Here is a 13,614-nt window from a genome sequence, read left to right as displayed (position 1 = left end):
TCTGGCTGAATAGATTTGCTACCTGCACGTCTAGCGTGTACCCGTGGGCCTGTAAAGGACAAGGGCGCACTTATGCAAACTCTTCACCTTCGGTTTCGAGATTTGCGTGCGATCCTCTTGGGGGTTCCCCCCAGCCGATGGCCAACCCCTTCGATGCGACGCGCATCGACATGGAAGGGCGCTCTGCCCCTTCCAAACCTTCCCAAGCCAACCTGCGCGGTTGGATTGCGCCCCGCTGACGCTGTCGCCCTCATAGGAACCTGCCCCTTGAGCGGGGCGGTTCTGCGAGGCCGTCAGCGCCAGCGGGCGATCCGGTTCCGCCTGTCCCGAGAGCGGGACCGGCTGCCGGATCGGGTTTGCCGCGCGGTGCTTGTCCGGCAAACTGTGGCCCATCCTGGCGATGGCCGTGCGCATCGTCGGCAGCATGATCGCCCGCCTGTCGGCGTGGCTGCATGTCTGCCCGTTTGCACGGTGGCCTGCCTGACCGGGTGGCCAGCAGACAGCCTGCCTGTTTGCCTGTCTGCCCGTTTGCCTGTCTGGCAGTATGCCTGCCTTTGCCCGTCACCGGATCGGTAGGGCGCGCGCATGGCCAGCTACCATCTCTCGGTCAAGACGATCAAACGCAGCGCCGGGCGGTCGGCCACGGCGGCGGCGGCCTATCGGTCAGCCTCCGTCATCGAGTGCGACCGGGAAGGGCGCATGCACGACTACACCGCCAAGCGCGGGGTAGAGGCCTGCTTCATTCTTACCCCCGATGGTGCGCCCGGCTGGGCGCAGGACCGTGCCGCTCTCTGGAATGCCGCTGAGGCGCGCGAGACCCGGTCCAATTCGGTGACCGCCCGCGAATGGGAGCTGGCCTTGCCGTCCGAGATATCGGACGCGGCGCGGATCGACATCGCGCGGGCCTTCGCCGCGCAGCTGGTCGAGCGTTATGGCGTGGCTGCAGACGTGGCGATTCATGCGCCGCACCGCGAGGGCGATCAGCGTAATCACCATGCCCACATCCTGACCACCACCCGCGTCATGTCCGCCGAGGGGCTGACCGACAAGACCCGCATTCTCGATGCCGCCAGCACCGGCGGGCCGGAAATCGAGACCATGCGCGGCTATTGGGCTGAACTGCAGAACCATGCCCTTGAGCTGGCGGGGCAGGGGGAGCGCGTTGATCACCGGTCACTGGAGGCACAGCGCGAGGAGGCGTTGTCTTTGGGCGACACGTTGAAGGCCGAGGAGCTGAACCGCGAGCCGGAGCTGAAGCTTGGTCCCGCCGCCAATGCCATTGAGCGCCGTGAGCAGTGGGCCGCCGAGACCGAGGGCCGTGAGTACGAACCGCTGACCCAGCGGGGCGCGCGGGTGCATGCGGTTCGGCAGGCGAAGGTGATGTTTGCGGAGATGCGTGAGCGGCTGGAACTGGCGCGCGAGGCTTACGCCGAGGCCCGGGAAGAGGGGCAGGGCCATGTCAGCGCCGGTCTGGCGGCCTTGCGCGCTGTCGCAGGGCGGCAGGCGAAGGAGCTGGACCCCGACGAGGTCAAGCAGCGCCTGGCGCGGATTGCGGGGCATGATCTGGGGGGTGGTGAAGCCGTCCATGAGGCCGGGGGAGACGCCATCCGCGACCGGCTTAAGAAAGTGCTTGAGCGCGACAGGTCCGGCCCGCGTCAGAAGCAGGAGCACGATCTGGAGGAAGAGCGCAGGCGGCAGCGACAGCTTGAGCTGGAACGGCAGCGCGAACTCGACAGGGATCTCGGATGGGAGCTGTGAGGCAGGATTGCCGATGAAGTCAGATCAGGTTTTTTTGGTCGTCATCAGTCCTTTGACCGCTGCCCTTGTAGAATTTCACCCATTGATCGAAGTCATTCCTCAGCGAGCCTAGCCCTTTCGCAGATGGAGCGACGTGTCCGACCCTTGGCCCCGGGTTGGAGGTCAGGTGCAACTCATCAGAAAGATGGAGCATCATTGAAAGCTGCTTCTGCATCGACGAAGATGGCATTCGCATTGGGAAATGAGGTAAGGTTTGTGGTAGATTGGATTCCGGTTAGAACTCAGGAAGCCGAGGCGAGAGAGCGCGGTGACTGGGCCCTATCGCCGTGGGGGGACAGTCCCAGAGATGGTTTCTTTCTTGTCCAAGACCCCTTCAATCTGCGGAAGGCCGTCGTGCCACTATTTGAAGCACGGGACGACGGCTTGCTCACGGGGCTGGGCACCGCTTTCGGCGTCTCACCCAAAGGCATCCTCCTCACCGCAGATCACGTCATCGCTTCATATCGTGATAGTTGCGTCCGGCTGAATACCAACAGCCTTTCGCCGACCTTCGGTCCATCCGGCGACCGGTCACTGATCGCGTTTCTGTCGCCAGGAGTGGTTTTCGGAACGGTCCATATACCGCACCAGTTCTTCCCGCTGATCTTGTCTGCTCACTCGCCGACGAAGGAAGGCGATGACCCGATGCGGGAACTGCGGGGCGAAGCGAATATCCAGACGGCCGACGTCTCGGTCCTACGGACGCAGGAACTGAAGCAAGAACTCCACACATTCCGGGTGAGCGCCGCGTCACCGAAAGTAGGCGACACGGTTGTGGCGATCGGATTTCCGAAGCTGGACTTGATCCAAGGCGGGCGACAGGAAGTCGCAGCGCTGCTAGAAGAGGAGATGTTCGCGTCATACGGCACCGTGACAGCTTTGCATCCAAACGGTCGGGACAGATCCAATCAGACGCCCGTATTTGAGGTTGAGGCTCACTGGCCAAGCGGAATGAGCGGAGGGCCGGTTTTGAACCGTGACGGGCACGTGGTCGGCGTCGTAAGCCGCTCCATGGAGGGCACTGAGGACTTCGCAGGATGTGGTTGGGCTACCTGGCTTGCTCGCCTGCCTGAGCTTGCGAACGCAGTTCCACTGCTGCCCTGACTGGGGAGAAGCTTGCCACACTGGAGCCCGATGAGTCGATAATGGCGCGCTGAGCCTAAGCAGTAGCGCCAGCGCAAGTTTACATGAATTGTGACTACTACACCCATCAGTGTTCTTCGCAGTTTCGCCACCGCGCCGCAGATGCGAACGACTACCCAGCACCGGTAGCGAAGGTCCTATATTTTCCTAGCCCGTCAGCTGGGACAACTTCAGTCAGGGTTGGCTGAGAAAAACGGTCCTTTTTGGAGCGACTAGATGAACAACCAAGCAACCAACCTGTCACGGCTCCTGACGGTTTCAGCGAAGGTGGCTCCGAAAAGCAGGGAAAAGAGATACCTCTAAACATGGCAGATCGTGACAATCAGAGGGGGACACCATACTATTAGTATATATTACCCCCGACTCGGACAAGATATGCCCCCACCCAGAAGCACCTGCATCGGATACAAGGGAGCACAGACGCTCTACTATGCCCGCCAGCAGGCAGAAAAAATTGGCCTCGGCCTGAACACCTTTGTGACGATAAATTTCGCACTGACGAACATTGCACCGTGGGAAGCAGTGTCCGCTTTTGGACGGTTGCGAATGAACCACTTCAACAAGTGGATCAAACGACCGCAGAAGGGAAAAGGGCAGCCCTGTGACCCAACTTATTACTACTACTTTGAGAACGAGCGGGACGATATTGCTTATGAAGAAATAGGCGAGGGCTTGCCCCACAACGTGCATGTGCATTGGTATCTTCACGTCCCACCATCACGAGCGCACCATTTTGATGGTATGGTTTATGAATGGCTCGACTACATTGCAGGCGATATCAGCCTTGCGGGGGCAGTGAAAATAGACCGCGTAACCAAGGATAGTGGCCTGCGATCTTATGCAATCAAAGGGGCCACAAAACCCGTGGCAAAGCATTTTGGGGCAGACCATCGACAAGCCCCGCAGGGACTAATCATCGGACGGCGCACAGGGACTAGCACCAATATTGGCCCTTCCGCCCGCAGAGCAACGGATCGAGCGCTTGGAATCCGTAGGAAACGAGCGGCTTAAACTTCGCCCCCCCTTTGGCCGATGTCGGGAAACAGCCCACCCAACTTCCGCCACGCTTTGCAAACTCCGCTCCTGCGCATAGCTGACACTCGACAGGCGTTGGGGTCTATTCACGAGGCCAAGGATAGCTTGGGGGGGGCAGACGGCCCCCAACGGCGCTAAGTGCTTTAATCCCTCTTGAGAACTTCGATCATCTCTTCGACGGTCATTTCACGTCCAACCAGCTTGGCGCGGATGGGTTCAAAGACCTGATACATCTTTGCGTACCTATGGACTTTCGGCATGTGTGAGTTGAGTTCACGAGATTTGAAGTTTGTGAATCGCTCCATCTGATGGATAAGGAAATTGGTGATCCCCATGTAGTCGGTTTCATTGTTGCCATCAAAACCGATGAATTTTGGGTCTTTGCCAATGTAAGGGACTTCCTGTTCGAGCTTGGCCTTGTCAGCGTCCGATAGCTCGTCAAAGGCGCGCTCGATGAATGTCCACATGTCCAGTACATCGACAACGAATTTCACATCCTCAGGCTTATCCGTGTGAGAGTGCATGAGACCTGTCAGCTCCCAATCGAGCGCCCACAGATGCCCGCCATAGATGGCCTTTTGGATGAGAGATATATCGTGTCTGTCCCCATAGCCTTTATGGGTTTTGAGCATCTCCGTGAGGAGCCAGACCATCAGGCGTTGAGGTTTGTCGAGCTGAATTTCTTTTTTCAAGGAGCCCGACAGCGCGTACTCCAAAAGCTGACGCACCGCCTCGGCGCGGGACGGAACGTCAGACTGACGATCTCTCCATTCGTCAATCTGATTCATGAGCGAGCTATCCAAGCGCATTTCAAAGCGTTCGCTTCTAACCATTTCTTTATCTCCATTACTGTTCATTGCCGTGTGTCCGTACAATTAACCGTATTGTAACACGTTTGTACGTAATCGGCAAGCGGAGGCGTGAGAGCACACTTGAGGGCGTCTTATCGTTCACTGCTGGACTTTGGAGGGGGTACTATTGATGCTGTGTGGGGGCGCGGGCGTTCAACCTAAAGCCGCTTCACATAACGGTCGTTTTTGGTCCACCCCTCTGCCCTGCCCCACATCAAGGGCTTAGACGAGACAGAAACCCGTGACAAAACCTTTGTGGTTTTGGGAGGGTTTTGGCACAGTGTAGCATGATCATCGGATATGCCCGCGTCAGCACAGAAGACCAGAACCTGGACGGCCAGCTTGACGCATTGAAGACGGCGGGTGTCGAGAGGATCTTCGCTGACAAAATCACCGGTTCGGCCCGCAGCAGGCCTGAGCTGGACCGCTTGCTCGATCAGCTGCGCCAGGGCGACGTGATCACTGTCACCAAGTATGACCGCCTCGCCCGTTCCCTGCGTGACCTTCTCGACATCGTGGACACGATTCAGGCGCATGGCGCGGGGTTTCGGTCACTGGCCGAAGACATCGACACCACCACGCCCGCCGGGCGTCTGGTGTTCCATGTGTTCGCGTCAATCGCCCAGTTTGAGCGGGAGCGGATTTCTGAGCGGACAAAGGAAGGGCTGGAAGCGGCGCGCAAGCGTGGCCGTGTCGGGGGAAGGCCCTCTGCACTATCTGCCGCGCAGAAGGCCGAGGTGCGCCGCATGCGCGACGACGAACTGCGCCCCTTGGCCGAGGTTGCGCAACTCTTCAACGTCAGTGTGAAGACCATTCGTAGAGTCTAAAAATTGTCGAGCGCGATTGGGTGAATAGTACGCGACGGTCGCGCGTTCACCAAGTCCATATAGGTGTATGATTCCGAATGATAATATATATGTTGGAAACAGCCGATGCCAATTTCGTCGCATTTGCAATCGACTAGACACCGTCCAATCCCTCACTGACGACAAGAGGTGCCCATGTCAGAATACTCCCAAAACCTAAGAGCGAGTTACGAGGCCGTCTGGGGTACCTACCAGCAATTCACTGAGCGGAACGAAGCGCTCCTTCGTGACATCTTGGTCGAGGGAGAGGACTATTATGCGATCGAGGCAAGGACTAAGGATCTGGACAGCTTCGAGGCCAAAGTTGATCTCCCGGAAAAGGAGCAGAAGTACAAAGACATTGCCGAAGTTACCGATCTCAGCGGCCTTCGGATAATATGTTATCTCGACGAGGATGCGACTCGGGTGTGCGAGCAGCTGGGAGAGCTCTACGACATTGATCAAGAGCATTCGGTCAACAAGAACGAGCAGCTGGATCCCGATCAATTCGGCTATAGATCCAGGCACTTCGTTGTCGCCTTCCCCGCTGATCGCGCTGCCTTGAAGGAGAACGCGCGTTTTGTCGGGCTGAGGGCAGAGATCCAGGTACGGACCATCCTCCAGCACGCTTGGGCAGCGATCGACTGGAAGCTGCGCTACAAGAACTCTGCGGAAGTCCCCCAGCATCTTCGGCGACGAGTTTTCCGCGTTAGCGCCCTTCTCGAACTGGCCGATGACGAGTTTTCGTCCCTGTCCGTGTCGGTGGCACACCTGCGAGACGAGTATGAGCGAAAGGTGGATGCCGGCGACCTCTCCATCGCTATCGACCGGGAGTCGATAGACATATTTATTGAAAAGGACGTCGACCTCGAAGCCCTAGTGGCGCTAGCTGAGGACATTGGATACTCGATCGCTCCTAATCATCCCAATGCCAGAGACCCTTATGGCGGCGTAATCTCGACAGCCTCGCTTGCTGGAATGAGCACCATTGACGAAGTCCGAACCAAGATTGCTGAGGTGGTGGCAAAGAAGGAACCACGACTACGTCAAGTGTTCGAGGCTTGGAGGGAACCCGACCGTCCGCCACGTCTTGTCGTGTCAAAAGCCGGATTGGCGCGTTTGGCAATCGTCCTTTCCGTCGAGGTGCCGCAAGCAGTTGCACTAGTCGAGAAACTACCGTTCGGTCCAAAGCTGCAGAGCGCGCTCCTTGATGTGTTAAGGAATGGCTGAAGATATCCCCGACCGGAGCAGCGCATGCCCGCTACTTGTCTTGTGACAATCTCAACCAGATTGCGCAGCACTTGACACTTTTCCCCACATACAGAGTGTATAAAGATGAGCGGGGGACGAAAAATGAGATGCACAGTTGTAGTGAGTGTGATGATACTGATTGCGTCAGGTGCACTAGCGCAAGGTTTGGAATTCTCTGTAGTGCACAACGCAGACATGCGGCGTGATGCTTTAGCTGCTGTTAGATCAACCGGCAAACCATGCACACAACTTGATACTCTTTGGATTGTTGTCCAAGACGGTAAAAATCAGCCTGCGTTCAGGGTTCTCTGCACGGATCTAAATGAATACCAGCTTACGGTCTTCGATCAGAGGGTTTTTGTCAAACCTTGGACCGGAGTACTTTCGGGAAACTGAGAAGCCTTCTTCATGTGATCGATACCATGGCCGAGCCTCTATACAGCCCCTTTAGCGCATCATGCCGGACGCGAAACTGGCTCCGACGCTTGATCATCGGCTTTGCCGTCCCGGCAGCCTCAATCTTGATGCCCGGATCATAGTACACGCTTCCCGCTGAAACCGCCGCCAAAAACAGAAGAACGTCAGTGCCTTCGCAGAGCTGTACGACCGCGCCATAGCTGTATTCCGGCGGCGGAAATTGCATGAGCGACGGCACATAGACGGCCTTGGCGTGCTTGCGGTTCCAGTGGGCGATGATGCCCCGGAAGCCCCATGACGCCGCGACATTGTCGTCCCGGTCGAGCAGGACAATCCCGCCGTCGAGTTCTGTGATCTTCCCTGTGGCGGCGTCAAAGCCGGTGAGCCGCAGCATGAGGCCCGTTTCCGGGTGGAAATCCCGACTGGCAGCATAGATGCCGCCGAAGTTGATGCGGTCAGCCTTGCCCGACTTGTCGGCATAGCCATAGCGGCGCAGGAACGCGGTAACGCCCTCATCCCGGTACAATCCGCCGGTCGGTTCCGGCGTCATCAGGGTCACAGGGCTTTTCGCGCGGTAGCTGGTGAAATCGCTCACCCCGTATTGCTTGACCTCCCAGCCCATGAAGTCGGGATCAGCAAAGCCGTTCGGGGAAATGCCCAGCTCAGCCTCCAGCGTGTACCCGCCGCCGTTGCGGGCGCTGTAGGGTTCCGGCACCCCTGCCCTGCCCATCTTCTGCGAGGTGATCCAGCCTTTGGCATGGATGCGCCGGAGGGCGGCTAGCAGTGCCTCTTTCGGATCGGTGCCGCCCTGCCGGAGCTTTTCCAGATCGAGGAAGACGCCAGTTGCATCGAGGCTGGGGGCTGCAGCATCAAAGGCGCGGGCAACGGGATCGTCACTGGCCACGACATGGCCCAGCACCCGGCCATCCGGGCAGATGCCAAAGAACAGCACCCGGCCTTCGTCACGCGATTTCATCAGGACATTCGGCGCGCGCTCTGCCCCGCGCAGGAAACCGGACATCCGCACTTCAGGGTATTTGGGATAGAGGATCAGCTGCGCGTCCGGTGCGGGCGTCACGCCCTCATCATCAAGCCAGAAGAAGCGCACCATTGCCTTGGCTCTGTCGCGCACGCTGCCAGCACGGCTGCTGTCGTCACTCCCGACCTCACCATGCGGAATGATGTTCAGCGCCCCGAAGCCACCGCCCAGATAGACTTGATTCTTCGAGTTGTCGTTCGGCGCAAGCCGCTTGGCATAGAACCGGGCCGCCCCATGGGTAGCCATCCGGTCAAGCAGGCGGGTGAGCGGCGTTATCAATCCATTGGCCTTCAATGCAGAATTCCTCTGCATCAGAGGACAGCCAGCAGGCCAGCGAGTCAATGACCTGACCGGGTGGCAGACGCCCCCTGCCCTTCAGCGCGCATTCCCAGACCGTGCCGCAGCGCCAGCCAGCCGCTCTGGCCGCTGCCCATGTGACGGCGTCTCTCTCTTGATTGCGTCCGATCTTGTCCCGCCAGAATTCTTCGCGGCTTTTCGGCCAGTGGAACATCGGGCAGTCATGGCCGTGCCAGAAGCAGCCATGCACCCAGATCAGCGCGCGATATTTAGGAAAGATCAGATCGGGTCTGCCGGGAAGGTCGCGGCCCTGAAGCCGGAACCGGAACCCGCGCGCATGCAGGCCCTTGCGGATGACCAGCTCAGGCTTGGTATCCCGGCCCCGGATCGCCGCCATGTTGCGGCTCCGGGTGGCGGCATCATGGACATCAGCCAACTTTGCGCAGGCCCTGCCCTTCTGTCAGCGCCAGAATATGCGGCCGCATCAGGCGGGCGACCTCGGCAAAGACCGGCACGGCCACCGAGTTGCCGAACTGCTTATAGGCCTGCGTGTCCGAGACCGGGATGCGGAAGCTGTCATCATATCCCATCAGGCGCGCACATTCGCGCGGCGTCAGGCGGCGCGGATTGTTACCCGGCCCCCTGCTGACAAGGATCTCTGATCCGTCCTTGTAGTAGCGCGCTGACAGGGTGCGCGAGATGCTGTCGCCATCCACCAACCCGAAGCCGAAACCGTTGCCGGCCGCTTTGTGCTTGGCCGCATAGCCCTGCAGATACTGCCAGAGCTTATCGCTGAGCGTGTATTTGTCGCTGACCCGTGCATCCCGGCCCACCGTGAAATGACTTTCCGGCGCTTCCGTCCCGTCTTCAGGGTGCAGCACATCGCGCATGCCGCGCCCTGCCCTGCCCGGCAGAACCAGATCATCATAGGAAAACCCGGTGTTCTCACGGAAGCCGACCATGACGATCCGCTCGCGATGCTGGGGTACGAAATTGGCGGCATCAATGATCCGGGTGTGCAGCGTATAACCCAGCTCTTCGGTCAGCTTGCGCCGGATCACGTCGAACGTGCGGCCCTTGTCATGGCTTTTGAGGTTCTTGACGTTCTCCAGCAGGAACGCCGCCGGGCGGTGGTGCATCAGGATGCGCAGCACATCGAAGAACAGCGTGCCCTGGGTTTCATCCTGAAACCCGTGCAGCCGCCCAAGAGCGTTCTTCTTGGACACGCCCGCGATGGAAAACGGCTGGCACGGGAAGCCCGCGACCAGAACATCATGCTCCGGAATGTCGGCGGCATCGACTTCGCGGATATCGCCCGCGATAGGTCGGTTGTCAGGGAAGTTGGCGTGATAGGTCTTCTGCGCGAAGGCGTCCCATTCCGAAGTGAACACGCAGCGCCCGCCCGCGCTGGCCATCGCCTTGCGCAACCCGCCAATTCCGGCGAAGAGGTCGATGAAGGTAAAGGCCCCTTCAGGCTGCGCGGCCTTGTGCGTGTCGATCTGCATCCGGAGCAGGTTGATGACCCCATCCCGTGGCACTTCCTCGCCCCGCTTCCAGCGGTAGACGTGCCCCTCGGAGTAGCCCAGCACCTTTGCGGCCTCTGGCACACTCCAGCCGGTCTGCTGAATCAGCATCTCAAATTCGGTCATCCTGCCCGCGCTCCTGGTTCCCGGTTATCTGGGAATATTTCTGACACTGTGGCGTCAGGTTTCCCTTAATGCAAGAACATAGTGGAAACGGCATAGGTAAATCAGGAGACTGGTCGGGCCACGCGAGATGCCTCCACCGGCGGCAACCGCTTCGCCAAACGACCGGCCTCCATGACCGCTAGTTTGAGAAAGCGCTATCGCAAAAGAGCTTCCAGAATGGCAAAAATTACCATTATAGCCAGCTTAGCGCATCGCGCCCCTAGACTTGCATACGAATATCGTGTAAGCGCATAATTCCAAGGGAGTACGCATTATATGCAACATTTCGACATAGTTTTGGCGTTATCGAGCATTGCTATAAGCGCTGAGGGCGCGCGCGCATCTCAGCAGATCGAGCGCCTCCGTGACGCTCTTGCCAAAACCGATCCTGAGCAAGCAGCAAAGCTTGGTCGGCTTTTGTCGCGCAGTGATCGCCGCCAAACGATGGCACCTATGGCTTTCGAGGAAATGCGTGCTACTGCAGACGCTGCGCGTCGGCAACTTCAAGGCGAGCAACTCACTCAATCGTCCCCTTTGCCAACCGATCGCGAGACTGGCACACCACTTGCGCGCGTCATCTTTCCGGGTTCCACACTTGCTGAGCCCCCAGTACTTATCGCCCCCTTGGCTGCTGCGGTCGCAGACCTTTTGGAAGAGTGGAACCAAGCAGAGGCTTTGGAACGCCTCGGCGCCAAGCCGAACATGCGCTGCCTGATTTACGGGCCTCCTGGAGTGGGCAAAACCAAACTCGCTCGTTACTTAGCCCATCAGCTTGGCTTGCCTTGTGTTGAAGCAAGGCTTGACGGCCTCACGTCTTCGTTTTTAGGCACTACGGCCCGTAATATCGGGGCGCTCTTTGAGTTTGCTGACCGATATCGTTGCGTGCTGTTCCTGGATGAGTTCGACGCCATAGCGAAAGCACGTGATGATGCCCAAGAGGTGGGCGAGATCAAGCGCGTGGTGAATACGTTGCTCCAATCGCTCGACGCGAGGAATGGCAGGGGTCTGACGCTTGCGGCCACCAACCATGAACACCTACTCGATTCAGCGGTATGGCGTCGCTTCGAAACCCGCATTGAGATTCCAAAGCCTGACGCACCTGCCCGTGATAACCTTCTTCGGCAATTTCTGACGCCCCTAGATCTTGGTGTCATCGAGATGCGTTTGCTGGTTTGGGCGACTGAGGGGATGAGTGGCGCTGACCTAGAGTCCCTTGTTGCGGCGGGGAAACGGTTTTTGGTCCTGCACGGATCCGAGGGGGTAGCCGACAGCAGACGAACTGGCCTTGCCAAAGGCTCCGGCCGTGGCCGCGTGCTTTTGGAGGCGCTTCGCCGTCAAGCTTTCCTTAATGCCCGCCTTTTCCAAGAAGACCGTCGCGCGGCGCTAATCGGCCCCGAAGAGGCGTTTGACACAGTGTTGGAGGTGGCCGGGTTTACGCAGACCGAAGCCGGTGCCTTGCTCGGCCTTTCACAAGCAGCCGTGTCTCGACGCAGGAGGCGCACAAATGGCTAATGAACGGAATGACCTGCGCCCGATCCAAGTCTTCATGGGTACGAGTCAATTCATCGGCTTGGAGGAACCCAGGACCGGGGGAGGCAACAAGGACTTTTTCCACGAGGATGATGCAGGGTTCGCAAGACACAAGGAGCAGATTCAGGGCCGTATTAAAGCAGTCACAGCTGCACTGCGCCAAGCCAAGTTGCCTGCAGGCTTTTTGAAAGTCGTCCAGCGTGAGGAAGCGCTGGCAAAGAGCCACCGCCCGCTTCACGCATTGTTCAGCCGGAGGAACAATTTCGGCCTCGTTGGTTCTGATGCTGTGGGCGAAATGATCTTTCAGGTTACGCCAGGTGCGCTTGAACGTCTCCATCAAATTATTGAGCACAGGGCAGAGCTGAAACCCCGGATCACCCTCAATAAACAAACAGGGAGGGAGGAGCCCCGCGTCTCTGCGTACCGCAGCGAGATCGGCAGCATCAAAGATATCGTGCTCCATGCGCCTGCGGACCGCGTGGCCTTTTCTGCGGACGAAGCCGTTGCCTGGATGCAGCAGCCCAACGTCGTTGGCGGCTACATCGTTGAACTATTTAAACCTGATTCCGAATTGGCTCCTGAGGCTGTGGGGCACCTTATCGAGAGCTTTCGGGAAGGGTTGAAGCGGATCGAAGGCAGCATGCTGGTCAGATCCCTGCTGCCGGACGACAAGACGGCAGAGCTCGGTGCGTCGCCGTTGGTTTTGTCTGTGCAATTGGTGAAAGGAAGCGATCTCCGCTTGGTGGAGCTTCCGTTCTTTTCTAACGGGCGCATGCCTGAAGCGCGAATTGGAATGCTCCCCGCTTTTATGGGAGCACCAGCCCCGCGCGATCTAAACCCCACGCGACACGGCGAGCTGCTAGCGTTCCTTGCGGAGCAATCCCTTGTGCGTACGGTCGAGTTGCCCCCCATGCTTGAGACCGCACCCATTGCAATTCCTTCAGATGGCGCCAAGGTCGCCGTACTGCCTCCGCCAGATGGGGATCACCCTGTGGTGGGTATTATTGATGGCGGGGTGGCTGACCTGAACGAGCTCAACGCGTGGAAGGTGGGCGATGCTGGGCTTGTGCCCACGTCCGACCGAAACGAAAGCCATGGAACATTTATCGCAGGGCTGGTGGTCGCTGGAGCAGCTTTAAACCCAAATTTACCCGGCATCGAAACGTCAGGCTGCAAGTTCTTCGACCTTGATTTTTTCCCGCGTCGTGAACTGCGCAGCACTTACTACCACGACATCGAAGACCTATTCGACCAACTTGAAGAGAAAGTCAGAGTCGCAAAACAAGATCACAGCGTTCGTGTGTTTAATTTCAGCTTCGCTTTCGGCCGCCAAGGTTACGATCTTGGTTACTCGATCGTAGCCGATCGGCTGGATCGCTTAGCGCGGGCGCTGGATGTAATCTTCGTGGTGTCAGCCGGAAACCTCCCCCCTAGCACAACACGACCACCTTGGCCGGCGAAAGCAGGCGATGCTGTGACGATGCTGGCCGGGTTCTCCCGTGGCAGCCATGGGATCAGGTCGCCTAGTGAACACATGCTTGGAATTACAGTCGGAGCAGTAAATCCACCTGGTGTTGCAGGACATGTTGCGCACATGCCCACTACCTATACTTGCCGTGGCCCAGGTGAGCTACTCCCCGATCTTTGGACAGATTTACGGCTGATTTAAGCTACTGCCTGCACCTGCTGATGGGTTTGGGTTGCGTTGAAGTAGACCACGG

General features: G+C 58.5%; 12 protein-coding genes. 7 read left to right on the top strand and 5 right to left on the bottom strand.

The annotated features are described in order from the left end of the window. Positions 1–585 precede the first annotated feature (585 nt). Entirely contained in the window at positions 586–1,758 is a 1,173-nt protein-coding gene (mobQ, locus tag J2X53_RS21940) for a MobQ family relaxase (RefSeq protein WP_349039628.1), read from the top strand. A gap of 19 nt (positions 1,759–1,777) precedes the next feature. Here mobQ and J2X53_RS21935 read toward each other — a convergent pair whose 3' ends face one another. Next, positions 1,778–1,972 carry a hypothetical protein gene (locus tag J2X53_RS21935; RefSeq protein ID WP_349039627.1) on the bottom strand — a complete coding sequence of 65 codons (195 nt, stop codon included), beginning with the start codon at positions 1,970–1,972 and terminating at the stop codon, positions 1,778–1,780. 179 nt (positions 1,973–2,151) lie between these two features. On the opposite strand from J2X53_RS21935, the gene J2X53_RS21930 reads away from it, so the two are divergent. Both J2X53_RS21930 and J2X53_RS21925 read left to right on the top strand, forming a co-directional pair. Continuing rightward, entirely contained in the window at positions 2,152–2,901 is a 750-nt protein-coding gene (locus J2X53_RS21930) for a serine protease (protein WP_349039626.1), read from the top strand. A 414-nt stretch (positions 2,902–3,315) separates the two neighbouring features. Then, positions 3,316–3,951 carry a hypothetical protein gene (locus J2X53_RS21925; RefSeq protein ID WP_349039625.1) on the top strand — a complete coding sequence of 212 codons (636 nt, stop codon included), beginning with the start codon at positions 3,316–3,318 and terminating at the stop codon, positions 3,949–3,951. A 167-nt stretch (positions 3,952–4,118) separates the two neighbouring features. On the opposite strand, the gene J2X53_RS21920 is transcribed toward J2X53_RS21925, so the two are convergent. Beyond that, entirely contained in the window at positions 4,119–4,832 is a 714-nt protein-coding gene (locus J2X53_RS21920) for a YfbU family protein (RefSeq protein ID WP_349039624.1), read from the bottom strand. Positions 4,833–5,113: 281 nt separating this feature from the next. Here J2X53_RS21920 and J2X53_RS21915 point away from each other — a divergent pair, with 281 nt between their 5' ends. After that, positions 5,114–5,653, top strand: a complete 540-nt coding sequence (locus J2X53_RS21915; RefSeq protein WP_349039623.1) for a recombinase family protein — start codon at positions 5,114–5,116, stop codon at positions 5,651–5,653. A gap of 174 nt (positions 5,654–5,827) precedes the next feature. Beyond that, positions 5,828–6,901: a hypothetical protein gene (locus J2X53_RS21910; protein ID WP_349039622.1), complete on the top strand. Its 1,074-nt coding sequence runs from the start codon at positions 5,828–5,830 to the stop codon at positions 6,899–6,901. Positions 6,902–7,328: 427 nt separating this feature from the next. Here the strand turns inward: J2X53_RS21910 and J2X53_RS21905 are convergent, their stop codons facing one another. From J2X53_RS21905 to dcm, 3 genes are read right to left on the bottom strand one after another with little or no spacing between them, the layout of a single operon-like run. Continuing rightward, entirely contained in the window at positions 7,329–8,657 is a 1,329-nt protein-coding gene (locus J2X53_RS21905) for an MvaI/BcnI family restriction endonuclease (RefSeq protein ID WP_349039621.1), read from the bottom strand. After that, complete coding sequence (vsr, locus tag J2X53_RS21900) at positions 8,629–9,111, bottom strand: DNA mismatch endonuclease Vsr (protein WP_349039620.1); 483 nt, start codon at positions 9,109–9,111, stop codon at positions 8,629–8,631. The genes J2X53_RS21905 and vsr overlap by 29 nt, the downstream gene beginning before the upstream one ends. Further along, complete coding sequence (gene dcm, locus J2X53_RS21895; RefSeq protein ID WP_349039619.1) at positions 9,104–10,324, bottom strand: DNA (cytosine-5-)-methyltransferase; 1,221 nt, start codon at positions 10,322–10,324, stop codon at positions 9,104–9,106. The genes vsr and dcm overlap by 8 nt, the downstream gene beginning before the upstream one ends. Positions 10,325–10,639: 315 nt before the next feature. On the opposite strand from dcm, the gene J2X53_RS21890 reads away from it, so the two are divergent. After that, the gene (locus J2X53_RS21890) at positions 10,640–11,875 is read left to right on the top strand and encodes an ATP-binding protein (RefSeq protein WP_349039618.1); all 1,236 of its coding nucleotides are present in this window, start codon (positions 10,640–10,642) and stop codon (positions 11,873–11,875) included. Next, positions 11,868–13,562 carry a S8 family serine peptidase gene (locus tag J2X53_RS21885; protein ID WP_349039617.1) on the top strand — a complete coding sequence of 565 codons (1,695 nt, stop codon included), beginning with the start codon at positions 11,868–11,870 and terminating at the stop codon, positions 13,560–13,562. The genes J2X53_RS21890 and J2X53_RS21885 overlap by 8 nt, the downstream gene beginning before the upstream one ends. Positions 13,563–13,614: the final 52 nt, after the last annotated feature.

The sequence above is a fragment of the Pseudotabrizicola sp. 4114 genome (genome assembly GCF_031457365.1).
Taxonomy (GTDB): domain Bacteria; phylum Pseudomonadota; class Alphaproteobacteria; order Rhodobacterales; family Rhodobacteraceae; genus Pseudotabrizicola.
Note: the sequence above shows the minus strand (reverse complement) of the source record. Positions and strands in the feature narration are given on the sequence as shown.